The sequence below is a fragment of the Caulobacter sp. S45 genome, assembly GCF_009765965.1.
Classification (GTDB): Bacteria; Pseudomonadota; Alphaproteobacteria; order Caulobacterales; family Caulobacteraceae; genus CAHJWH01.
This window is the reverse complement of the sequence record NZ_LMUL01000014.1, coordinates 1791646-1814805: the sequence shown is the minus strand read 5'-3', so window position 1 is coordinate 1814805 and position 23160 is coordinate 1791646. Positions and strand designations below refer to the sequence as shown.

The following is a 23160-nucleotide window of genomic DNA, read 5'->3' as shown; positions in this document are numbered from 1 at the left end:
CGGCATCCATTTTCCCCTCATCGCGCCGCCGCCGTCTGGACCTGCTCCGGCGGGGTCCACCCCCCGCCGAGCGCCTGGAACAGGGTCGCCGCATCCACCAGGGCCTGGGTCTGCGCGCCCGTGTAGGTGGTGCGGGTGGTGCGCCAGACACCTTCCGCGTTCAGCAGCGTGGTCAGGTCGGTCAGGCCCAGGTCGTAGCCCCTCTTCTTGGCGTCGAAGGCGTATCGCGCCTTGCCGACCGCCTCCTCTAGCCGATCCACCCGGCGCCGGTCGGCGGCCAGGGTGTAGAGGCCGGTTTCCGCGTCGCGATAGGCGTTCTGCACCGCCTGCTCGTAGGCGATCACCTGTTCCTCGCCCTTGGCCTTCTGGCCCCGGATCACCGCCAGCAGGCGCGGCCGGTCCAGCACCGGGGCGGAGGCGCCGAGCCCGATGCTCCAGATGCTGCTCATCGAGGCGAAGCTGCCGGCGGTCTTGTCGACCTGAACCCCCGGCAGGATCTGGAAGGTCGGGAACAGGGCCAGCTTGTCGAGCGCGAGCGTGTTGGCGGCGGAGCGGATGTGGGCCTCGGCCTCGCGCACGTCGGGCCGGCGGCGTAGCAGATCGCCCGGTGCGGAGGTCGGCGGTATGGGCGGGCTGGCGGCCGTCGGCTGGATCTGCAGGCTGTCGAGCGGGTCGGTCCCGCGCCCGATCAGGGCCAGCAGGGCGCGCCGCGCCGCCAGGGACTGGGCTTCCAGCCGGGCGACCTCGGCCGCATCGACCCCGACGTCGGTCTGCAGCCGGGCCGCGTCCGATCCCGAGGTCAAGCCATGGGCGGCGGAGATGTCGCCGGTGCGCGCCAGGTCCTGGGCGATCCGCAGGGTGTCGCGCGCTTCTTCCAGCTGGATGGCCGCGCCTCGGGCCTGGAACAGGTCGACCGCGACATTCTTGGCCAGCATGGCGCGGGCCGCCTCGAAGTCGAAGCGCGCCGCCGCCACGTCCGCATCCGCCGCGCGCCGGGCCGCGCGCTGGCGCCGGAAGATGTCGATCTCGTAGGTGATGTTGAACTGGGCGCCGTAGGTCTGCAGGTCGCCGGACGGCTCGACCAGGCTGCTGCCCAGGCCGCCGGTGGCGGAGCCGGCGCCGCTGAGCGCCCCGCCGCCGATGCCGACGTCGCCGCCGCTGAGCCCGCTGATGGTCTCGTCGGTATGCTGTTCCTGGGCCAGGCCCTGGACATTGCCCTGGGGCAGGTAGGCGGCCAGCGTCTGGGTGCGGGTGGCGCGGGCCTCGCCGATGCGCTGGAGGGCGGTGCGCGCATCCGGGGCCGAGACCAGGGCCTGCTCGATCAATTGGGTGAGCTGGGCGTCGTCGAACAGCCGCCACCAGCGGTCCAGCGCTTCGGCCGGCAGGGCGGGGTTGGAGGCGCCGGCGGCTTCGTAGGCGGTGGGCGTGTGGACGTCGGGCTTGGACAGCCGCGCGGTCGAGCACCCGGCGAGCAGCAGCGTGCTCAAGGCCCAGAGGGCGGCGCGCCGCAAACCAGGCCCCTGGCTTGGGGTGGTCGCCTGTGCGCTGGCGATATGTGTCGCGACGAACATATTACGACTGTAACAGAGCGCCCTCGCCGGTTTTCATGAACTCTTCTCCACCTTGGCAGGGCGCGCGAAAGCGTCGCACCTGTGGGGCGAGCAAGGTTGAGTGCAGCTCGACCTAGGCCGCGACCGCTTGCGGCGGGTGGGCTTCGGTCCGCGTCATGTCCCGTTGGCGAGCCCGCGAATAGGCTTTGCGCTGGCGGGCGGCGGCATGGCCGGCGCGCAGCGGAGCCACGTCCAGCACCCGCACGATCTCCGCTTCGGCTTCGTCCCAGATCACCGTGACATCCAGCGCCCGCTCCCGATCCCGACCCAGCAACAGGGCGATCTCGCTGGTGTCCACCCGCTCGGGCGAGAAGCGGATCGAGGTGTAGCCGTCTTCGCAATCCACGCGCACGCCGCCCAAGGTCAGCACCGCGGCGACCACCTCGGCCGAGGGCGGGGCGACGGGTTCGGGCTGAGCCCACAGGCTGAGGGCGGGATGGGTGTTGCGGAAGGGGTGGATCGCAGCGGCCATGGGTGGGGCTCCTCAATCGGGCGGGGCTTGCCTTGGCCCGCAGGAGACCTTCTGATGGGCTGCTACGACAAATGTGGACGTCATTGCGATGCGGCTCGAAAAAGCCATGGCCCTGCTGGAGTTGGCTCGGGCCCTCGCCGGCTCGGCCGAGGGGATGACGCTCGACGAGATGGCCCAGTTGGCCGGGGTCGACCGCCGCACCGCCGAGCGCATGCGCGACCGGCTGATGGATATGTTCCCACAGATGGAGGCGGTGCCCGATCCGCCGACCAAGCGCTTCCGCATCCCCGCCGGCCTGGACGGCTTCATGCAGGCGCCCAGCACCCATGAGCTGGCGGCGCTGGGCTCGGCTGCCCAGGAGTTGGAGACCCAGGGCTCCGCCGTGCGCGCAGCGGCCCTGCGTGGGCTGGAGGCCAAGGTGCTGTCGGCCCTGCGCGCGCCGGTGCGCCGCCGCATGGCCCCGGACCTGGAAGCCCTGCTCCAGGCCGAAGCCATCGCCGTCCAGGCCGGCCCGCGTCCGTTCGAGGACGAAGCCGTGCTCGGCGCTATCCGCGAGGCGCTGACGGCCGGCCGCGCGCTCGGTTTCCGCTATGCCGGCGGGTCTTCGCCCGGACGCGCGCGGGAGGTGATCCCCTACGGCCTGCTGTTCGGGCGCAGCAACTATCTGGTGGCGGCGGAGGGGGAGGGCGCCCGGCCGCGCAACTGGCGGCTGGACCGGATCGAGGACGTCGAGGTGCTGGCCCGGCCTGCGCTCCGCCCCGTCGAGTTCTCGCTGCAGGCCTATGCCGACCAGAGTTTCGGCATCTACCAGGACGACACCGAGGATGTGATGCTGCGCATTTCGGCGCGGGCCTCGGACTCCGTGAAGCGCTGGCGCTTCCACGTCGGCCAGGTGGTCGAGCCTCAGCCGGACGGGTCGGTTACGGTGGCTTTCCGCGCCAGCGGCATGCGCGAACTGGCCTGGCACCTGTTCACCTGGGGCGCCGACGTCGAGGTGTTGGCCCCGGAACGGTTGCGCCGGTTGCTGGTGGACCAGCTCCGTCAGGCGTTGGCCATGCACGCCGAAACGGCCGCGGAATAGGTTTCGGGGCGTAAGCGGCGAACTGCTTCACAAAAGGGTCGCAGGCGGCCGTCGGGCCTGCTTGTATCGAGCCTCGGCGCCGGTGCGCGGGAGATGCTGATGAGACGTTCGGTCGGGTTGGGCTTGGCGGCGACGGTCGCGTTCGGGTCTGCGGCGCTTGCGGCTTCGGGGCCGATCGATCCGGGTCAGATGTCGGCCACGGTCAAGGTGCTGGCGTCCGACGCGTTCGGAGGCCGTGCGCCCGGCACGCCCGGCGAGGCCAGGACGGTCGACTACTTGATCAAGCGCTTCAAGGCGATGGGCCTGCAGCCCGGCGGCGAGAACGGCGGCTGGACCCAGGCGGTGCCGCTGGTGCGCACCCAGGTCGGCGCGCCGTCCACGCTCAGCTTCCACGACGCCAAGGGCGCCGTGGCCCTGCGTCAGGGCGAGGAGATTTCCATCGCCACCGTGCGTCCCGTCGACCGTGTGCGGATCAAGGACGCTCCCCTGGTGTTCGTCGGCTACGGCGTCCACGCCCCCGAGCGCGGCTGGGACGACTTCAAGGGCGTGGACCTGCACGGCAAGATCGCCGTCTTCCTGGTCAACGACCCCGACTTCGAGGCCCAGCCAGGCGAACCCGTGGCCGGCAAATTCGGCGGCAAGGCCATGACCTATTACGGCCGCTGGACCTACAAGTATGAAGAGGCGGCGCGGCGCGGGGCTGTCGGCGCCCTGATCGTCCACGATGCGCCGGGTGCGGGCTACGGCTGGAGCACCGTGGTGGCCCCGGGCGGGGAGGCTTACGACATCGTCCGTCCGGCCGGCGCTGTGCAGCCCGTGTTGCTGCAGGGCTGGCTCCGGGGCGACGCGGCCCAGGACCTGTTCCGTCGCACGGGGCTCGATCTCGCCGCCCTGCGGGTGAAGGCGCGGCGCGCGGACTTCCATCCGGTGGCGCTGGGCGGCCTGCGCTTCGACGCCGACGTGCCGGTGACCGCAACCCATGTGCAAAGCCACAACGTGCTGGCCAAGCTGGTCGGGACCGCCCACCCGGACGAGACGGTGATGTTCGCCGCCCACTGGGACGCCTTCGGGATCGGCAAGCCGGACGCGACCGGCGACCGTATCCGTCGCGGGGCCAACGACGACGGGCTGGGGATCGCGGGCGTGCTGGAGATCGCGCGCGCCTTCACCCATGCGCCCAAGCCGCAGCGCACCCTGGTGTTCGCCGCCTGGACCGCCGAAGAGCGCGGCCTGCTGGGCTCGGAGACCTATGCGACGCGGCCGATCTATCCCCTGGCCAAGACGGCAGGCAACCTGACCATGGACATCCTGGAGACCGCCGGGCCGTCGCACGACGTGGTGCTGATCGGGGCAGGCCAGGACAGCCTGGAGGGCGATCTGGCCCGCGTCGCCGCCGGCCAGGGACGCAAGGTGACGCCCGATTCCCACCCCGAAAAGGGCCTGTTCTATCGCGCCGACCACTTCTCGGTGGCCAAGCGCGGGGTGCCGACGGTGCTGCTGATGGCGATCGGCGGCGGTCCCGACCTGGTGGCTGGCGGTCGCGCGGCCGGGGACAAGTGGGTCAACGACTACACCGCCAAATGCTACCACCAGCCCTGCGACGCCTGGAGCGCGGCATGGGACCTGCGCGGCGCGGCCCAGGACGTGGAACTGCTCTACGACACCGGCTCGATGCTGGCGAACTCGCGCCGGTGGCCGACCTGGAACGCCGGTTCCGAGTTCAAGGCGCTGCGCGACCAGACGGCGGCCGAGCGGAAGTAGTCAGGCCGTCGAGGCTCTCCCTATTTTCGTGCTCGCGGGGACTGACGGATTGGGGATGCCTGAAGCTCTAGCCAGTCAGGCAAACAAAAAGGGCGCGAACCGTGAGGTCCGCGCCCTTGATGTTCTGCAGCGTACCGGGCGCTAGAGCGTCCGGGCCACCGTCTCGACGTTGAAGCACTCGATCACGTCACCAGGTTTGATGTCCTGGTTGGAGTAGTTCATGCCGCACTCGTAACCGGAGGTGACCTCCGCCACGTCTTCCTTGAACCGGCGCAGCGTCTGCAGCGTGCCCATTTCCTGGACCACCACGTCGGCGCGGATGACCCGGATCTTGGAGCCGCGGCGGACCACGCCCTCGGTGACGCGACAGCCGGCGACGTTGCCGACCTTGGTGATGTTGAACACCTCCAGCACCGTGGCGTTGCCGAGCCAGGTTTCGCGTTGCATCGGCGCCAGCATGCCCGAGAGCACGCCTTTGATGTCGTCGATCAGGTCGTAGATGATCGCGTAGTAGCGGATCTCCACGCCCTCACGCTCGGCCAGGTCGCGCGCCTGCTTGGAGGCGCGGACGTTGAAGCCGATGATCGGCGCGCCCGAACCCTTGGCCAGCTGCACGTCGGACTCGGTGATCGCGCCGACGCCGGAGTGGATGATCCGCGCACGGACCTCCTCGTTGCCGAGCTTCTCCAGCGAGCCGATGATCGCCTCGGTGGAGCCCTGCACGTCGCCCTTGACCACCAGGGCCAGTTCCTTGACCTGCTTGTTCTGCAGCTTGGCCATCATCTCGGCCAGCGAGGTCGAGCCGACGCCCGCCCCCATCTGCTTCTCGCGACGCTGACGCGCGCGATATTCGGTCAGCTCACGGGCGCGAGCCTCGTTCTCGACGATGGCGAAAGGTTCGCCCGGGCTTGGCGCCTGGTCGAGGCCCAGGATTTCCACCGGCTCGGACGGGCCGGCTTCGGCCACCTGTTCGCCACGCTCGTTGACCAGGGCGCGAACGCGACCCCAGGCATGGCCGGCGACGATGATTTCGCCGCGCTTGAGCGTGCCGCGCTGGACCAGCACCGAGGCCACGGGGCCGCGGCCCTTGTCGAGCTTGGCTTCGATCACCACGCCTTCGGCCGAACGGTCGGGCTTGGCGCGCAGGTCCATCATCTCGGCCTGCACCAGGATGGCTTCGACCAGGTGGTCCAGGCCCATCTTCTTGGTGGCGGAGACCTCGATCACCTGGGTTTCGCCGCCCAGGCTTTCGACCACGATCTCGTGCTGGAGCAGTTCGTTGATCACGCGCTGGGAGTTGGCCTCCGGCTTGTCGATCTTGTTGACCGCCACGATGATCGGGGCGCCGGCCGCCTTGGCGTGGTTGATGGCCTCGATGGTCTGAGGCATCACGCCGTCGTCGGCCGCCACCACCAGCACCACGATGTCGGTCACGTTGGCGCCGCGCGCCCGCATGGCCGAGAAGGCGGCGTGGCCCGGGGTGTCCAGGAAGGTGACCCGGTCGCCGGTCTCCAGCCGCACCTGATAGGCGCCGATATGCTGGGTGATGCCGCCATGTTCGCTCCCGGCCACGTCGGCCGAGCGCAGGGCGTCGAGCAGGCTGGTCTTGCCGTGGTCGACGTGGCCCATGATGGTGACCACGGGCGGACGCGGCGCCGTATCGTCGGCGTGGTCCTCGTCGGCCAGGAAGCCGGTTTCCACGTCGCTGTCCGACACGCGCTTGACCGTATGGCCGAACTCGGCGGCGATCAGCTCGGCGGTGTCGGCGTCCAGCACGTCGTTGAGCGTGAGCATGGTGCCCTGACGCATCAGGTACTTGATCACGTCGCCGGCGCGGATGGCCATGCGCTGGGCCAGTTCCGACAGGGTGATGGTGTCGGGGATGATCACCTCGCGAGCCCGCAGGCCCGTCTCGGGACCGCCGGCGCCCTTGGTGCGCTTTTCCCGCTCGCGTTCACGGGCCCGGCGAACCGAGGCCAGCGAGCGCATGCGCTCGGCGGTGTCGCCGTCGCCGGCCACGGCCTGGATGGTCAGGCGACCTTCGCGACGTTGGGGAGCCCCCTTGGCGCGCGAGAGCGCCTTGCCGGGCGCGCCGCCACGACGGTTGGCGCCGCCGCCACGATCTTCCTCGTCGAAGCCGCCGCCGGCGCCCGCGGGCCGGCGTTGGCCGGCGTGCGGAGGCGCGGAGCGCGTGGTCTTAGAGATTTCGGGCGCGGAGGGCGCGGTGCTGGTGCGGGCGCCGCCGGGGCCGGAGCGCGGCGGACCGCCGGGCCGTGGGCCGGCGGGCCGGTCGTTGACGCCATATCGTACAGTGCCGCCGCCAGCGGGCGCGCCGCCTTCGCGGGCCGGACGCGGGGGACGATCGCCGTATGCGCCGCCGCCGGCCGGAGGCCGGGCGCCACGATCGCCGTAGCCGCCGCCTGCACCAGCGCCGCCAGCGCCGCCTTCACGCGGGGGCCGGGGCCGGTCGCCATAGGCGCCGGCGCCAGCGCCGCCGCCAGCGGGACGGGCGCGATCACCATAGCCGGCGCCGCCGGCCGCGGGGCGAGGACGATCGCCGAAGCCACCGCCGCCTGCGGGACGCGGACGATCGCCATAGCTGGCGCCGCCGCCCTGGGGCCGGGGCGCACGATCGCCATAGCCGCCCTCGGAGCGGGCCGGCGCATCGCGAGGCCGGTCGAACCCACCCGCTTGGGGGCGTGGGGTTGCGGCTTCACGGGGAGGACGTTCGCCCGGGGTTTCGATGCGGCGCGTCTGGCCCAGGCCTTCCCAGGCCTTGGGTTTCGCGGGCGCTTCGGGAGCTGCGGGCGCAAGCGGCGAAACGGGAGCGGCTGCGATGGGCGCAGACGCGACGGGCGCGGACGCTGGCGGGGTCGCCACGACCGGCGGCGCGGCCGGAGCTGTCGCAGTCGGCGCGGGGGCCGATACGGGCGCGGCTACGGACGTCGGCGCGGTCGCCGGGGGCGCTGTAGACGCCGCGACTGGGGGAGGGCTCTGGGCTGCGGGCGCCGCGGGAGGCGTCGCTTCGCGCGGAGCAGGCTCGACCGTGCTGGTTTCGGTCTCGCGATGACGCGCTGCGGCTTCATCCGAGCGACGCTCTTCGGTCTGGCGTGCGGCGTCCAGGGCGCGCTGGCGGGCGGCCAGTTCGCTCTGGGACAGGTTCAGATTCGCGCCGCCGGAAGAGGCGGAGCCCGAAGCGGCCGCCGGACGCGGGGCCTGGGCGGCCGGCGCGGCCGGACGCGGCGCCTGGACCGGAGCCAGGTCGGCTCCAGGCCGGCGACGCTTGGTCTCGACCACCACCGTCTTGGAGCGGCCATGGCTGAAGCTCTGCCGCACAGTGCCGGCGGGTACGGCTCCGCTCCCGCCGCCACGCGGCTTGAGCGTCAAAGGTCCACGGCCGCCGGGCGCCCCGCCCTGACCACCGTTATCACCACCACCCCGACCGTTCTCGTTATCGCCGTCGCTCATCCGCTCGCTTTACTCACTTCCGGGTAAAAAGGCCCGGCTGCACATGGTCCAAAAGCAAAAAGGACGGAAGCGATCAACCGCTCCGCCCGTCACCCGGCCCCTCGCGCCAACTCTCAGGAAGGAGCGGGCTGAAGCCGGCCAGCCGTTCGACGTCCAGCGTCCAACGGTTAGCACTTCGCCCCGCAAGGAAAACCAAGTGTATCACAGGTCCCGCGCCCAAGGCCAAACTCAATTCCTGCGATGTGAAGACGCCGAACAGTCTCGGCGGCTTCTCTACGCGGCGCGTCGCCTGGAGAAGCTTGCGCCTGCCGTCGGCGGCGCCGTCGGAGGCCTCCACCATCCAGGAGACCTTCCCGGCCTCGATGGCGGCGAGCGCCTTCTCGAAACCAAAGGTAAGGTCGCCGGATCGCCTTGCAAGGCCGAGCGATGCACGCAAACGGTCGCGGAGCAGTCGCGCGACCTGATCGGAGAGGTCGCCGGCGGGTTTCAGCGGCGCCTTGGCCGACCGGGAGAACGCGTTGCGCTTCACCGCCTGGTCCACCGAGGCGCGGGACGCCTCCACCCACATGCCCCGTCCCGGCAGCTTGGCGGCCAGATCGGGAACCACAGCCCCGTCCGGGCCGATCACGAAGCGGATCAGCCGCGCCTCCGGCATGACCTCGCCCGACACCGCGTCCCGGCGCTCGCGCGAGGCCTGGGCGTGGGTATGGTGGGCGTGGGTCTTGGGGACGTCGTCGTCGGTCAAGGGATTGGATTACAACGCGATTCTTAAGGTTGACCCACTTCCGCTCATCCCCGCGAAGGCGGGGACCCAGATTCACCTGGATGCGTCGGCGGGCTGGAGCTGGACCCCCGCCTTGGCGGGGGTGAGCGGTTCAAAGAGCAGGCTTTCCCATTTACCGGCCGGCGGACCGCCCTGGTTTCAGCCGTGCCGAAACCAGGGGCGGTCGCAAGCTTGGGTTTAGACCTCCTGGGCCGCGACGCTGTCCTCGTCGGCGGCGACCTCCGCTGCCTCTTCGGCAGGTTCCGCTTCCGGTTCGTCGGCTTCGATCCAGCCGGCGGCGACGCGGGCGCGTAGGATCAGCCGTTCGGCGTCCTCCTGGCTCATCGCGAACTCCTCCAGCGCGCCCGGCGTGCGGACCCGCTCGCCGTTCTTGGTCTCGAACGCGCCGCGCAGTTCGTCGGTGGCAAGGTCGGCCAGGTCCTCGACCGTCTTGACCCCGGCGGTCCCGAGCGCGACGGCGATCTGCAGGGTCACGCCCTCGATCTCCATGACGCCGTCCTCGACGCCGAGTTCCTTGCGCTTGGAGTCCAGTTCGGTGGCCTCCCGGTCCAGGAAGTCGCGGGCGCGGGCCTGCAGTTCCTGGGCGGTGTCCTCGTCGAAGCCCTCGATCGTCGCCAGTTCGTCCTCTTCGACGTAGGCGATGTCCTCGACCGCGGCGAAGCCCTCGGTGACCAGCAGCTGAGCGATCACCTCGTCCACGTCCAGGGCTTCCTGGAACAGGGCGGTGCGCTCGGTGAACTCGCGCTGACGACGTTCGCTGTCCTGCGACTCGGTGATGATGTCGATCTGCCACTGGGTCAGTTGCGACGCCAGGCGCACGTTCTGGCCGCGCCGGCCGATGGCCAGCGACAGCTGCTCGTCGGGCACCACCACCTCGACCCGCTCGTCGTCCTCGTCCAGCACCACCTTGCTGACTTCGGCGGGGGCGAGGGCGTTGACGATGAAGGTCGCCTCGTCCGGGTTCCACTGGATGATGTCGATCTTCTCGCCCTGCAGCTCGGCCACCACCGCCTGCACCCGCGAGCCGCGCATGCCGACGCAGGCGCCGACGGGATCGATGGAGCTGTCGTTGGACAGCACCGCCATCTTGGCGCGCGAGCCGGGGTCGCGGGCCACGGCGCGGATTTCGATCACCCCGTCGTAGACCTCGGGCACTTCCTGGGCGAACAGCTTGGCCATGAAGCCCGGATGGGCGCGCGACAGCATGATCTGCGGACCCTTGGTCTCGCGCCGCACGTCGTAGATGTAGCAGCGGATACGGTCACCGATGTTGAACATCTCGCGCGGGATCGACTGGTCGCGGCGCATGATGCCTTCGCCGCGGCCGAGGTCGACCACGGTGTTGCCGTACTCGACCCGCTTGACCACGCCGCTGATGACGTCGCCGACGCGGTCCTTGAACTCTTCGTACTGGTGCTCGCGTTCGGCTTCGCGGACCTTATGGGTGACGACCTGGCGGGCCATCTGGGTCTGGACCCGGCCGAACTCGAACGGCGGCAGGATCTCTTCGGCGACCTGGCCGACATGGGCCTTGGGGTCGCGGCGCAGGGCTTCGGACAGGCGCTGTTTGCCGATCTCGCCTTCTTCGATCTCGTCCTCGTCGCCGATGACGGTGATGATGCGCTTGAGCGTCAGTTCACCGGTCTTCTGGTCGATGTTGGCGCGGATGTCGTGCTCGGCGCCGTAGCGGGTCTTGGCGCCCTTCTGGATGGCCTCTTCGATGGCCTCGATGACGATCTCTCTGTCGATCGACTTCTCGCGCGCGACCGCTTCGGCGATCTGCAGCAGCTCCAGACGGTTGGCGGAAATTCCGGTGGCCATCAGGCCTCCTCCTCTTCGTCGGTGTCGTGTTCGGCCTGTTCGGCCGGGTCTTGTTCGGAAATCCGCGCGGCGCGCTTTTCGGCGCCGAGCTTCATCAGGTCGTCGGTCAGGCTGAGCTTGGCGTCCAGGACCCAGGCGAAGGGGACCAAGGCGGTCTCCTCCTCGCCTTCCAGGTCGATGGCGACATGGGGCTGACCGTCCACGGTCTCCACCCCCGCCAATAGGCCCTTGAACCGCTTGCGCCGGTCGGCGAGGCGGTCCAGCTCCAGGCGGGCCTCGAAGCCTTCGTAGGCTTCGAAGTCCTTCACCCGCGTCAGCGGGCGGTCGATGCCGGGGCTCGAGACCTCGAGCCGGTATTCGCTGGCGATCGGATCGGCAGGCTCAAGCACCTCAGAGAAGGCGCGCGACAGCTTCACGCAGTCATCGATGCCCAGGTCCCCGTCGCTCGGCCGCTCGGCCATGATCTGCAGCGTGCGGCCGGTGGCGACGCCGCCCATCAGGCGCAGTCGGACCACCTCGTAACCCATGGCTTCGGCGACCGGGTCGAGCAGGTCCAGCAACTTACGATCTTCCGCGGTTTTGGCCCGCACGCGTAACCTTCCAAGCAGAAAAAAAGCGGCAGGCCGCGAGGCCGCCGCTCGAGAGCGCCATCCAGCGCAATCGACCGATTTGATGTTCGTGAACGTGCATATAGCGCGCAAACCCGACCGGCTCAAGTTGCGGGCGTCGGCGTCCTCCTTTAATCCGGCCTGGAGTTTTCGGCGAAGGGCGCGATCGTCTCATGCAAGGTCTGGTGACCGTCATCGGCGGTTCGGGGTTTTTAGGCCGCTACGTGGTGCGGGCGCTGGCCAAACAGGGCTGGCGCATCCGGGTTGGCGTGCGTCGTCCGCACCTGGCGCACGAGTTGCGGGTGATGGGCGACGTCGGTCAGATCGAGCTGATCCAGACCAATATGCGCTATCCGGACTCGGTGGCGCGGGTGGTCGAGGGGTCGCAGGCCTGCGTGAACCTGGTGGGCGTGCTCTACCAGGCCGGCAAGCAGGGCTTCCACGCCCTGCACGTCGACGGCGCGCGCGCGCTGGCCGAGCAGGCCAAGGCCGCCGGCGCCCAGCGCTTCGTGCAGATCTCCGCCATCGGCGCGGATACGGCTTCGCCCTCGCAATACGCCAGCACCAAGGGTGGCGGCGAGGCGGCGGTGCGCGAGGCCTTTCCGGGCGCGACCATCCTGCGCCCCTCGATCGTGTTCGGGCCGGAAGACGACTTCTTCAACCGGTTCGCGGCGATGGCGGCGATGTCGCCGGTGCTGCCGCTGATCGGCGGCGGCGGAACGCGGATGCAGCCGGTCTATGTCGGCGACGTGGGCTCGGCCGTCGCGGCGTGCCTGGCCGATCCAGCCACGGCGGGCCACACCTATGAGCTGGGCGGCCCGGGCGTCTACACCTTCAAGCAGCTGATGGAGCTGATGCTGCGCGAGATCCACAGCCGGCGCATGCTGGTTCCGATCCCCACGCCCGCCGCCAAGCTCATGGGCCGGGTTGGCGATCTGCAGACCATGGTGCTGCCGTTCCTGCCGCCGCAGATCACCCTGGACCAGGTGCTGATGCTCGGACGCGACAATGTCGCCGATCCCGCGGCTCCAGGCCTCCAGGCGCTCGGCGTCACGCCCACCCCGCTCGAGGGCGTGCTGCCGGGCTACCTCTGGAAATACCGTCGTGGCGGCCAGTTCGCCCCGCCGGAAGGCGCATAGGCGCAAATCTAAGGTCGTTTTTCGTCTTTTATCGGAGCCGATGCGGAGGTTTGTCGCGCATCGGCTGCGCATATTGTGCTTTGGACCGGAGCGTCCAATTATTATAGACGGGGTGCGAGCGGCCGACTCGGCCCGCTTCACACTCCATCCCAGACGACGACCGCCGCGGCCCTGGGAGCCGGGCGTCCGCAGCCATAAAGCGGGCGGATCGAAGGGCGGCGAGGGGAGCCGGTCGGCTTGAGCGCATACGAGGAAGACGGAGCGGCCGCGACCCAGACCGCGGACGTCCAGGCTAACGGAACGAACGGAGCCGCCGAGCGTGGCGCGCCCTGGCGGCTGCCGCTGATGATCGCGGCGCCGGTCGTGGTGGTGATCGTCGCGCTGTATTTTTATCTGACCGGCGGCCGGTACGCCTCCACCGACGACGCCTATGTCCAGTCGGCGCGCAGCAGCATCTCCAGCAACGTCCCCGGCCAGGTGGTGGAGATCGACGTCCACGAGAACCAGTTCGTCCGCGCGGGCGACGTGCTGTTCCGGCTCGACAGCCGTCCCTACGACGTCGCGGTCGAAGAAGCCGAGGCGCGGCTCAGCACCGCCGGGCAGAACGTCAAGGCGGACCAGGCCTCCTACGGCCAGCAGGGCGCCAACGTGGAGGGCGCTCAGGCCGCGCTCGACTACGCCCAGAAGGAATTCACCCGGCAGAAGGCGATGACGGCCTCGGGCGTCTCGTCCCAGAGCCAGCTCGACGCCGCCGACCACGCGCTGCAGGACGCTCGCGCCCGGCTGACCGCCGCCCAGCAGCAACAGGCCAATGTGCTGGCCACCCTGTCCGGCCAGGCGAGCGGGGCTGTGGAGACAAACCCCTCGGTCAAGGCCGCGAAGGCCGCGCTGGATCGGGCGAAGCTGAACCAGACCTACGCCGTGGTGCGCGCGCTGCAGGACGGGATCGTCACGCGAGTCGAACAGCTCCAGGTCGGCGACTACGTCAACGCCGCCCAGCCCCTGTTCACCCTGTCGGCGCCGCGTCTGTGGGTGGAGGCGAACTTCAAGGAGAACCAGCTCGCCTACATGCGCCCGGGCCAGCCTGCCACGGTCAAGATCGACGCCTATCCCGACCGCCGCTACAACCTGCACGTCGCCAGCCTCAGTCCTGGCACCGGCAACAGCTTCTCGGTGCTGCCGGCGGAGAACGCCACCGGCAACTGGGTCAAGGTGGTCCAGCGCCTGCCGGTGCGGCTGGTGTTCGACGAGGATATCTCGGCCATCCGCGCGCCCCTGGCCGCCGGCTTGAGCGCCACGGTGACGGTGGACACCGCCCACAGGCGCACCCTGTTCGGCTCTGGCCTCAACCACCGGGCGGCCGAGCGCCGCTGAGCCGGATGAGCTTGCAAGCGTGAGCCAGGGCCCATCCAGAAATCCGGACACGGTGGCCAACCGGCCGCTGATCGTGCTGTCGATCATGACCGCCACGGTGATGAACTCGCTCGACACCACCATCGCCAACGTGGCCCTGCCCCACATCCAGGGCAGCGTCTCGGCCTCGGCGGACCAGATCACCTGGGTGCTGACCTCCTACATCGTCGCCGCCGCGATCATGACGCCGATGACCGGATGGCTGGCGGGACGCTACGGCCGCAAGATCGTGTTCATGATCTCCATCGCCGGGTTCACCTTCGCCTCGGCCCTGTGCGGGATCGCCGGCAGTCTGGCCGAGATCGTCGGCTTCCGCCTGCTGCAGGGGGTCTGCGGGGCGGCGCTGATCCCGTTGTCCCAGGCGGTGCTGCTCGACATCTATCCGCGCGAGAAGCACGGCCAGGCGATGGCGGTCTGGGGCATGGGGGCCATGCTCGGCCCGATCATGGGCCCGGCGCTCGGCGGCTGGCTGACCGAGAACTACAGCTGGCGGTGGGTCTTCTACATCAACCTGCCGTTCGGGGTGTTGTCGTTCCTCGGCTTCTTCCTGTTCCTGCACGAGGGGCGCGCCGCCAACCATCGCAAGCTGGACTTCACCGGCTTCCTTGCGCTCAGCCTGGGCATCGGGGCGCTGCAGCTGTTCCTCGATCGGGGCCAGCAGAAGGACTGGTTCAGCTCGCCGGAAATCTGGGTCGAGGCGATGCTGGCCCTGCTCGGCTTCTATTGGGCGGTGGTGCAGACGCTCGGCGCGGCCCAGCCGTTCATCAATCGCGAGGTGCTGCGGGACAAGAACTTCCTAGTTTGCACGGCGGTGGGCTTCTTCATCAACATCCTGCTGTTCGCCACTCTGGCCCTGCTGCCGCCCATGCTGGAGAACCTGATGGGCTATCCGGTGGTGACCACGGGCCTGGTCACCGCCCCGCGCGGCTTCGGCACCCTGTTGTCCATGTTCGTGGTCGGGCGGATGGTGGGGCGGATCGACACCCGGCTGATCATCCTCTCGGGCCTGATCCTCACCGCCATTTCCCTATGGCAGATGACCCACGTCAATCTGCAGATGAGCGCCAACCTGGTGGTGTTCGCCGGCCTGTCCCAGGGCTTCGGGGTGGGGCTGGTGTTCGTGCCGCTGTCGACGGTGGTGTTCTCCACCCTGGACCCCAGGCTGCGCACCGAGGCGGCGGGGCTCTACACCCTGGTGCGCAACATCGGCAGCAGCGTCGGTATCTCGGTGCTGCAGTCGATCCTGACCCAGAAGACCCAGACCGTGCACGCGGACCTGATCCGTCACGTGCGCCCGGACAACCCGACGTTCCGCGCCTTCGCGCCGCCCGGCTGGACCCTGTCGACGCCCCACGGCCTCGCCTTCATCGACGCCGAGGTCACGCGCCAGGCGGCGATGATCAGCTATGCCGACTGTTTCAAGTTCATGCTCACCATCGCCTTCGTCGCCATGCCGATGGTGCTGCTCATGCGCCCGCCCCGGCAGGCGCCGGCCAAGGGAGAAGTCCATGCGGTCGAGTAGGGCGATGTCCCTGATCCGATCTTCGGGAGTCGGGTTGGCCCTAGCCGTCGGCCTTGGCGGCTGCGCGGCCGTGGGTCCCAACTTTCAGCGTCCGGCCGCGCCTACGACCACCGGCTACGCCATGGCCGGCGAGCACGGGCCGTTGCTGCAGCACACGACGATCGGCGCCGAGGTGGCGCAGGACTGGTGGAGCGCCTTCCATTCGCCGGACCTGGACCGCACGATGCGCCAAGCCCTGGCCGACAACCCCGACATCCAGGCCGCCGACGCCACGCTGAAGGCCGCCCGCTCCGAGTTGGCCGCCGCCCACGGCGAGCGCCTGCCCCAGGCCGACCTCAACGCCGGGCTGGAGCGCGAGCGGTTGAACTTCGCCGCCCTGGGCTTCGATGCGTCCCAGCTTCCGGGCATCCAGAACAATCCCGAACTCAGCCTCTATTCCATCGGTCCCTCGGTCAGCTACGCGCTGGACGTGTTCGGGGAGCTGCGCCGTAACGAGGAGACCGCCGCCGCCCGCGCGGAGGCCCAGCGTCACCGCCTCGACGCCGCCTATCTGACCCTGACCGGCCAGGTGGCGACCCAGGCCGCCGTCATCGCCGCCACCCGCGCCGAGATCGAGACGGTGGAGCAGGTGATCGCCTCGGATCGCCGCAACATCGCCCTGGTGGAGAGCGCCCAGCGCGCCGGCGGCGTGGCCAAGGAGGCGCGGGTCAACGCCCAGGCCCAGGTCGACGCCGACGCCGCCCTCATGCCGCCGCTGCAGCAGCAGCTTTCCACCGCCCGCCATGCCCTGGCGTTGCTGGTCGGCAAGGCGCCGGCGGACTACACGCCGCCCGACTTCGACCTCGCCGCCCTGCCGCTGCCGAGCGACATCCCGGTCAGCCTGCCGTCCGAACTGGTGCGCCAGCGGCCCGACATCCTACAGGCCGAGGCCGACCTGCACTCAGCCACCGCCCTCATCGGGGTGCAGACCGCGAAGCTCTATCCCAGCATCAACCTCAGCGCGGCTCTGACCCAGACCGCACTGCAACCCGAACATATCTTCGAGTGGCAGAGCACGGCCTATTCCCTGGGCGCAGGGTTGAGCGCGCCGCTGTTCCATGGCGGCCAGCTCAAGGCCCAGCGCCGTGCGGCGCTGCGCCAGGCGGATGCGGCGGCGGCGACCTACCGCTCCACGGTGCTGCACGCCTTCGGCCAGGTCGCCGACCTGATGCAAGCACTGGCCAACGACGAGGCCGCGCTCGCCGCCGAGCAGCGTTCCGAACAGTCCGCCGCCGAGACCTTGCGCCTGAACACCCTGGCTTATCGGGAGGGTGGGCGGGGATTGCTGCCGGTGGTGGATTCCCAGCGCCAGCTGGATTCCGCGCGGATGCGGGTGGTGCAGGTCCAGGCGCGACGCTACCTCGACACCATCCAGCTGTTCGTCGCCACCGGGCGCGGCTGGCGGGGCGGCGAGCGGCTGGCGACCCGGTAGCGCTCCACACCTTTCCATCGAGCAATTCATTTCAACTCGACCCAGCTCTGCTTTAGGGGAGCGGCATGTGGATGTTCTGGATCGTCGCCGGGCTGCTGGCCGCCGGCGCCTGTGTGCTGGTGATCGCGGGGGCTGGACGTGCGGCGACGCGCGCGGCCGGCGACGGGGGTGAAGACCCCGCCCTGCCGGTCTACCGCCGCCATCTCGCCGATCTCGAGGTCCAGGCCGGCCAGGGGTTGCTCGGGCCTGAAGAACACGCGTCCGCCCGCGCCGAGGCCGGACGGCGGCTGCTGAAGTCGGCCGACGCGGCGCGTTTGGCGGAACGTCCCGGCGGTCGGCGTAGCCGTCTGGCCGTCGCCGCCTCCGCCGCCGCCGCCGCGCTGGTGGCGCTGGCGATCTACATCGTGCTGGGTTCCCCGGGTCAGCCCGACATGCCCTATCGCCAGCGGGTCAAGGCCTGGCGCTTCGGCGATCCGACCCTGCTCGACCCGCCGCGCATGGCCGCGGTGCTGCGCGACATCGTCGCCGCACGACCGGCCGATCCCCAGGCCCGTGAATTCCTCGGCCGCGCCGAGCTGGCGGCGGGAGACGGCTTCGCCGCCGCCCGCGCTTTCGCCGCCGCCGCCACCCTCGCGCCCGGACGCGCCGACCTGTTCGCCGAAGAGGGCCAGGCCCTGGTCGCGGACGGGGACGGCAAGGTCTCGCCCGAGGCCCGCGCCGCCTTCCGCAGGGCGCGCGAACTCGACCCGAAGAACGCCGCCGCCCGCTACTACCTTGGCCGGGCGAGCATAGCCGATGGGGACGTCAAGGGCGGCCTCGACCAATGGCGCGCCCTGGCCGCCGACATCCCGCCGGACGATCCCCGGCGTCAGGCCCTGCTGGCGGAGATCGCCACGGGCGGCGCCCCGGTCACGGCCGCGCCGCCGCCAGCCGAAGCGACGGGGCCCGCGATGGCCGGCGGCGGCGATCCGGGTCAGATGGCCTTCATCCAGGCCATGGTGGCCCGTCAGGCGGCGCAGCTAAGGTCGCACCCGGACGATCCCGAGGGTTGGGCGCGGCTGGTGCGCTCCTACGGCGTGCTCGGCGACCACGGGGCCCAGGCCGCCGCCTTGGCGCAGGCGCGCCGCCAGTTCGCCGCCAGACCGGACGCGCTGAAGGTGGTGGAGGCGCAGGCGCCCGGACGCTGAAGTCCAAGGCGGTTTGGGTCTCAGCAGCGCAAACGGCGGGTCCTGGGTTTCTAAACGCCGTCTGGAGAGCGACGCAGGTTCATCTCGCGGCCAATCCGCTCTAAGAACCCTTCTGGCGTGTGGCGGAGGTCGAGATGATCGAAAGGGGGTTGGCGGTTCGTGGTCCGCGCAGTCTCCTGCGCCAGATCCGCGAAGCGCTGGCCGGCGGCGGTCCTGCACAGGGGCGGCTGGACAAGGTGGTCCAGATCATCGCCGTCTCCATGGTCGCCGAGGTCTGCTCGCTCTATCTGCGCCGCGCGTCCAGCGACATGGAGCTGTTCGCCACCGAAGGGCTGAAGCCCGAGGCCGTCCACGTCACCCGGTTGAAGCCCGGCGAGGGGCTGGTCGGCGAGATCATGCGCCTGGGCCGCCCGATCAATCTGTCCGAGGCGCCCGCGCACCCGAGCTTCTCCTACCATCCGGAAACGGGCGAAGACCCCTATCACGCCTTCCTCGGCGTCCCGCTGCTGCGGGGCGGCCGGAGCATCGGGGTGCTGGTGGTGCAGAACCGCACCGCGCGCATCTACGAGGAGGACGAGGTCGAGGACGTCCAGACCATCGCCATGGTGCTGGCCGAGATGGTGGCGTCCGGCGAGATCCTGGCCGCCGCCGAGCTCAAGGACGTCGAACTCGCCCCCCACCGGCCCGAGCGGCTGAAGGGGATGAAGTTCGCCGAGGGCCTGGCCATTGGCGTGGCGGTGCTGCACGAGACCCCGGTCGCGCCCGAGAAGCTGCTGGCCGACGACGCCAGCGAGGAGGCGCTGCGGCTGGCGCGGGCGCTGCAGCTGCTGCGCCAGCAGATCGACGAAATGCTGGCCGGCTCGCATGGGCTGGTGGGACAGACCTTCGAGGTGCTGGAAGCCTACCGCATGTTCGCCCACGACCGGGGCTGGAACCGCAGCCTGGAGGAGGCGGTGCGCTCCGGCCTGACCGCCGAGGCGGCGGTGGAGCGGGTGCGCTCCGAACAGCGCGCACGGATGTCCCAGGCCCGCGACCCCTATCTGCGCGAGCGCCTGCACGACCTTGAAGACCTGGCCGACCGGCTGTTGCGTATCCTGGCCGGCGAGACCCCTGGCGCCCGCGAACTGCCGGAAGGCGCGGTGCTGATCGCCCGCAACCTGGGGCCGGCCGACCTGCTCGAATACGACCGCACCAAGCTCAGGGGTCTGTTGCTGGAGGAGGGGTCGTCCGCCAGCCACGCCTCCATCGTCGCCCGGGCGCTGGGCATCCCCTGCGTCGGCCGCCTGATGGGCCTGCGCGACCGGGTGAACAGCGGCGACCCGGTGATCGTCGACGGCGAGATCGGCGAGGCCCTGTTGCGGCCGCGCACCGACATGATCGAGGCTGTGCAGGCCCGCGCCGCCGTGCGCGACCAGCGCCGCGCCGAGTTCGACCGCCTGCGCGACACCCCCGCCTTCACCCGCGACGGGACCAAGATCACCCTGCTGATGAACGCCGGCCTGGCGGTGGACATGGAGAACCTGGAGGTCACCGGCGCCGAGGGCATCGGCCTGTTCCGCACCGAGTTCCAGTTCATGGTGGCCGAGGAACTGCCGCGTCTGGACGCCCAGACCGCGCTGTACGAGCGGGTGATGGAGGCGGCCGGCGATCGTCCGGTGACGTTCCGCACGCTCGATCTCGGCGGCGACAAGGTGCTGCCCTATCTGCAGGCCGAGCGGGAAGACAACCCGGCGCTCGGCTGGCGCGCGGTGCGCATGGGGCTGGACCGGCCGGCCCTGCTGCGGATGCAGCTGCGGGCGCTGATCGCCGCCGCCAAGGGACGCGAGCTGCGGGTGATGTTCCCCCTGGTGGCCACGGTGGAGGAGTTCCGCGCGGCGCGGGCCCTGGTCGACAAGGAAATCGCCTGGGCCCAGCGGCGCGGCCGTCCCATCCCCGCCAAGGTGCGGGTGGGGGTGATGATCGAGACGCCGGCCCTGATCTGGCACCTCGACGCCCTGCTGCCGATGACCGACTTCATCTCGGTCGGCACCAACGACCTGATGCAGTACCTGTTCGCCGCCGACCGAGGGAATCCCCGGGTGTCGGATCGCTACGACCTGCTGTCGCCCCCGGCGCTGCGGGCGCTGAAGACCATCGGCGACGCCTGCGCGGACACCGGAACGCCGGTTTCCGTGTGCGGAGAGATGGCCGGCCGGCCGCTGGAGGCCTTCGCCCTGGTCTCGCTCGGCTTCACCCGCCTGTCCATGCCGCCGGCTGGGGTGGGACCTGTTAAGGCGATGGTGTTATCACTGGATGGCGGGGCGGCCCGACGCGGATTCACTTCGGTGCTGAAATCCGCGGCAGGGTCGGTTCGAAACGAAATCGAAACTCTTGCGCGTAAATTAAATGTCGCAGTCTGAACGCGTTGGCGCCTTGCGCAATTATTGTTAGGTGACAAGTCGTAAGCAGACATTTCGGCACGGTGCGAGGCGGGCGGCGCCTCGGTCGACCGGACATGTGGGGACGTCGGAAGCCATGGCTCCGTTGGACACGGGCTCCATGACGAACATCCTCCGCTTTGCGGAGCCACCCGGCCGTGGGCCGGGGCCGGAATCGACCAATTTTTCCAATCTCGGCGAGTATCTACGCGCGGTTCGCGAGCACAAGGACCTGAGCCTGGTCCAGGTGGCCGAGGTGACGCGGGTGCGCCGCCTGTATCTGGGCGCCATCGAGACGGGCGATCTCACGCCGTTGCCCTCGCGTCCGTTCGCGGTGGGTTATGTGCGCGCCTACGCCAAGGCGTTAGGCCTGGACGGCGATGCGGCCGTGGCCCGCTTCAAGAGCGAACATCCGGAGGCGGATCAGCAGCTTCGTGCTCCCGTCGGCGTCGAGGCCGAACGGGGCCAGCGCCGTCTGGTGATCTATGCGGGCGCCGCCGTACTGGTGATGGCGATCGGCCTGTGGAACGTGGCGCAGCGCTCGCTGATCAGCAATGCGCCCGCCGGCCCCGCCATGCCGGCCCTGGCCCAGGCCCTTCCGACCCCGCCTGCCAAGGAGACCATCGCGCTCGGGCCCGCGACGCCTCCGCCGGCCGACCAGACCACGCCCCAGTCCTACATCACGCCGGGCCTGGGCGTGCCGGGCATCGACAACAACGTCGATCCGAAAGCGCCGCAACCCGTCGCGCCGGCTGCGCCCCAAGCCTACTCGCCCGCAACATTCGTTTCCCGGGGCCCGATCTACGGCGCGGACGCCAAGGCGGGCGGCGTGGTGGTCCAGGCGCACAAGTCGGCCTCGCTGATCGTGCGCGGCCCCGGCGGCGCAATCTATTTCGCCCGCGAGCTAAAGGTGGGCGAGGCCTATCGGGCGCCGCAAGGCCGCAGCCTGACCGCCGACGTCTCCGATCCCGCGGCCTTCGACCTGTATGTTGGCGGCCATCGCCAGGGCCTGCTGAGCGAGCCGCAAACTTCGTTGGACAAGATCGCCGCGACACCGGTCGCGTCACCCAAGCCACCTGCGGCCCAAACGGCGCACCCGGCCCGCTAGCCGCAAACGTCATATCCTCGCGATGGCGCGCAGGACGTCCGTATCCTATCTAGCTCTTGCGGTGGCCACTCGCGCCGCCGCGCTGTATCCTGGCGAGCCATGAACACCGAAGACCACCGCCACGTCCGCCCCTGGCGCATGATCGACCGCCGCAAGTCCCGCAAGATCAACGTGGGCAAGGTCGAGGTCGGCGGCGACGCCCCGATCAGCGTCCAGTCGATGACCAATACGGTCACTTCCGACGCCAACGCCACCATCAACCAGATCCGCGAACTGGAGGAGGCTGGCGCTGATATCGTGCGCGTCTCCTGCCCCGACGTGGAATCCACCCAGGCGTTCAAGATCATCGCCAAGGCGGCCAAGGTGCCGCTCGTGGCCGACATCCACTTCCACTACAAGCGTGGCATCGAGGCGGCCCAGGCGGGCGCAGCCTGCCTGCGGATCAACCCCGGCAACATCGGCTCCAAGGACCGGGTCCGCGACGTGGTCCAGGCCGCCCGCGACCACGGCTGTTCGATGCGGATCGGCGTCAACGCCGGTTCGCTGGAGCCGCACCTGCTGGAGAAGTACGGCGAGCCGTGCCCCGAGGCGATGGTGGAATCGGCCCTGTTCCACGCCAACATCCTGCGCGACCTGGACTTCCACGAGTTCAAGATCAGCGTGAAGGCGTCCGACGTCTTCCTGACCGTCGCCGCCTACCAGCAGCTGTCGGAGGCCATCGACTGCCCGCTCCACCTGGGCGTGACCGAGGCCGGCCCGCTGCGCACCGGCACCATCAAGTCGTCGGTGGGCCTGGGCAATCTGCTGTGGGCCGGCATCGGCGACACCATCCGCATCTCGCTCGCCGCCGATCCGGTCGAGGAGATCAAGGTCGGCTTCGACATCCTGAAGTCGCTGGGCCTGCGCCACCGTGGCGTCAACATCATCGCCTGTCCGTCCTGCGCGCGTCAGGGCTTCAACGTCATCGACACCGTGACCCAGCTGGAAGCGCGGCTGGCGCACATATCGACGCCGCTGTCGCTGTCGATCATCGGCTGTGTCGTGAACGGTCCGGGTGAGGCGCTGATGACCGATGTCGGCTTCACCGGCGGCGGCTCGGGCAAGGGCGTGGGCATGGTCTACATGGCCGGCAAGATCGACCACAAGATCGACAACGACCACATGGTCGACCACATCACCGACCTGGTGGAGAAGAAGGCCGCCGAGATCGAGGCCAAGATGGCCGCCGAGGAAGCCGCCGCCCTGGTCGCGGCGCAGTAGGGTCCAAAGTCCTTCTCCCCTTGGGGGAGAAGGAAGGG

Annotated in this window: 16 protein-coding genes; 10 read left to right on the top strand and 6 right to left on the bottom strand. The window is 69.9% G+C overall.

All coding sequences use genetic code 11. From position 1 onward, the window contains the following. Positions 1-17: 17 nt before the first annotated feature. Positions 18-1511 carry a TolC family protein gene (locus GSQ87_RS15490; protein ID WP_158916250.1) on the bottom strand — a complete coding sequence of 498 codons (1494 nt, stop codon included), beginning with the start codon at positions 1509-1511 and terminating at the stop codon, positions 18-20. 172 nt (positions 1512-1683) lie between these two features. Then, a complete protein-coding gene (locus GSQ87_RS15485) occupies positions 1684-2082 on the bottom strand; it encodes a hypothetical protein (protein ID WP_158916249.1) in 399 nt (132 codons plus the stop codon). An 88-nt stretch (positions 2083-2170) separates the two neighbouring features. On the opposite strand from GSQ87_RS15485, the gene GSQ87_RS15480 reads away from it, so the two are divergent. Next, the gene (locus GSQ87_RS15480; protein WP_158916248.1) at positions 2171-3163 is read left to right on the top strand and encodes a YafY family protein; all 993 of its coding nucleotides are present in this window, start codon (positions 2171-2173) and stop codon (positions 3161-3163) included. Positions 3164-3262: 99 nt separating this feature from the next. Then, positions 3263-4924, top strand: a complete 1662-nt coding sequence (locus GSQ87_RS15475) for a M28 family metallopeptidase (protein ID WP_216839347.1) — start codon at positions 3263-3265, stop codon at positions 4922-4924. Positions 4925-5065: 141 nt separating this feature from the next. Here the strand turns inward: GSQ87_RS15475 and infB are convergent, their stop codons facing one another. The 4 genes from infB to rimP all read right to left on the bottom strand — a co-directional run bounded on the left by infB (position 5066) and on the right by rimP (position 11587). Beyond that, positions 5066-8392: a translation initiation factor IF-2 gene (infB, locus tag GSQ87_RS15470; RefSeq protein ID WP_158916246.1), complete on the bottom strand. Its 3327-nt coding sequence runs from the start codon at positions 8390-8392 to the stop codon at positions 5066-5068. Positions 8393-8465: 73 nt separating this feature from the next. Beyond that, positions 8466-9137, bottom strand: coding sequence for an RNA-binding protein (locus GSQ87_RS15465; protein WP_158916245.1), 672 nt, complete (start codon positions 9135-9137; stop codon positions 8466-8468). A gap of 216 nt (positions 9138-9353) precedes the next feature. Continuing rightward, positions 9354-10997 carry a transcription termination factor NusA gene (nusA, locus tag GSQ87_RS15460; RefSeq protein WP_158916244.1) on the bottom strand — a complete coding sequence of 548 codons (1644 nt, stop codon included), beginning with the start codon at positions 10995-10997 and terminating at the stop codon, positions 9354-9356. Beyond that, a complete protein-coding gene (gene rimP / locus GSQ87_RS15455) occupies positions 10997-11587 on the bottom strand; it encodes a ribosome maturation factor RimP (RefSeq protein ID WP_158916243.1) in 591 nt (196 codons plus the stop codon). The genes nusA and rimP overlap by 1 nt, the downstream gene beginning before the upstream one ends. Positions 11588-11778: 191 nt before the next feature. On the opposite strand from rimP, the gene GSQ87_RS15450 reads away from it, so the two are divergent. The 8 genes from GSQ87_RS15450 (at position 11779) to ispG (ending at position 23122) form a co-directional block, all read left to right on the top strand. Continuing rightward, positions 11779-12744 (top strand): complex I NDUFA9 subunit family protein, encoded by a 966-nt coding sequence (locus tag GSQ87_RS15450; protein ID WP_158916242.1) that lies wholly within the window; start codon positions 11779-11781, stop codon positions 12742-12744. Between the two features lie 237 nt (positions 12745-12981). Further along, on the top strand, positions 12982-14118 hold the full coding sequence (locus tag GSQ87_RS15445; RefSeq protein ID WP_158916241.1) for an HlyD family secretion protein: 1137 nt from the start codon (positions 12982-12984) through the stop codon (positions 14116-14118). Between the two features lie 19 nt (positions 14119-14137). Continuing rightward, a complete protein-coding gene (locus tag GSQ87_RS15440; protein WP_254063012.1) occupies positions 14138-15679 on the top strand; it encodes an MDR family MFS transporter in 1542 nt (513 codons plus the stop codon). 34 nt (positions 15680-15713) lie between these two features. Continuing rightward, positions 15714-17150, top strand: a complete 1437-nt coding sequence (locus GSQ87_RS15435) for an efflux transporter outer membrane subunit (protein ID WP_254063010.1) — start codon at positions 15714-15716, stop codon at positions 17148-17150. Between the two features lie 65 nt (positions 17151-17215). Further along, positions 17216-18337, top strand: a complete 1122-nt coding sequence (gene ccmI / locus GSQ87_RS15430; RefSeq protein WP_158916239.1) for a c-type cytochrome biogenesis protein CcmI — start codon at positions 17216-17218, stop codon at positions 18335-18337. 134 nt (positions 18338-18471) lie between these two features. Then, on the top strand, positions 18472-20736 hold the full coding sequence (ptsP, locus tag GSQ87_RS15425; protein WP_158916238.1) for a phosphoenolpyruvate--protein phosphotransferase: 2265 nt from the start codon (positions 18472-18474) through the stop codon (positions 20734-20736). A 139-nt stretch (positions 20737-20875) separates the two neighbouring features. Next, positions 20876-21862 carry a RodZ family helix-turn-helix domain-containing protein gene (locus tag GSQ87_RS15420; RefSeq protein WP_158916237.1) on the top strand — a complete coding sequence of 329 codons (987 nt, stop codon included), beginning with the start codon at positions 20876-20878 and terminating at the stop codon, positions 21860-21862. A gap of 99 nt (positions 21863-21961) precedes the next feature. Beyond that, positions 21962-23122, top strand: a complete 1161-nt coding sequence (gene ispG, locus GSQ87_RS15415; RefSeq protein ID WP_158916236.1) for a flavodoxin-dependent (E)-4-hydroxy-3-methylbut-2-enyl-diphosphate synthase — start codon at positions 21962-21964, stop codon at positions 23120-23122. Positions 23123-23160: the final 38 nt, after the last annotated feature.

What these genes read in the sequence shown, in the direction of transcription:
- GSQ87_RS15450 (WP_158916242.1), top strand. Translation starts at nt 11,779, where the DNA reads ATGCAAGGTCTGGTGACCGTCATCGGCGGTTCGGGGTTTTTAGGCCGC.
- ispG (WP_158916236.1), top strand. Translation starts at nt 21,962, where the DNA reads ATGAACACCGAAGACCACCGCCACGTCCGCCCCTGGCGCATGATCGAC.
- ccmI (WP_158916239.1), top strand. Translation starts at nt 17,216, where the DNA reads ATGTGGATGTTCTGGATCGTCGCCGGGCTGCTGGCCGCCGGCGCCTGT.
- infB (WP_158916246.1), bottom strand. Translation starts at nt 8,392, where the DNA reads ATGAGCGACGGCGATAACGAGAACGGTCGGGGTGGTGGTGATAACGGT.
- ptsP (WP_158916238.1), top strand. Translation starts at nt 18,472, where the DNA reads ATGATCGAAAGGGGGTTGGCGGTTCGTGGTCCGCGCAGTCTCCTGCGC.
- GSQ87_RS15475 (WP_216839347.1), top strand. Translation starts at nt 3,263, where the DNA reads ATGAGACGTTCGGTCGGGTTGGGCTTGGCGGCGACGGTCGCGTTCGGG.
- GSQ87_RS15480 (WP_158916248.1), top strand. Translation starts at nt 2,171, where the DNA reads ATGCGGCTCGAAAAAGCCATGGCCCTGCTGGAGTTGGCTCGGGCCCTC.
- GSQ87_RS15420 (WP_158916237.1), top strand. Translation starts at nt 20,876, where the DNA reads ATGACGAACATCCTCCGCTTTGCGGAGCCACCCGGCCGTGGGCCGGGG.
- GSQ87_RS15485 (WP_158916249.1), bottom strand. Translation starts at nt 2,082, where the DNA reads ATGGCCGCTGCGATCCACCCCTTCCGCAACACCCATCCCGCCCTCAGC.
- nusA (WP_158916244.1), bottom strand. Translation starts at nt 10,997, where the DNA reads ATGGCCACCGGAATTTCCGCCAACCGTCTGGAGCTGCTGCAGATCGCC.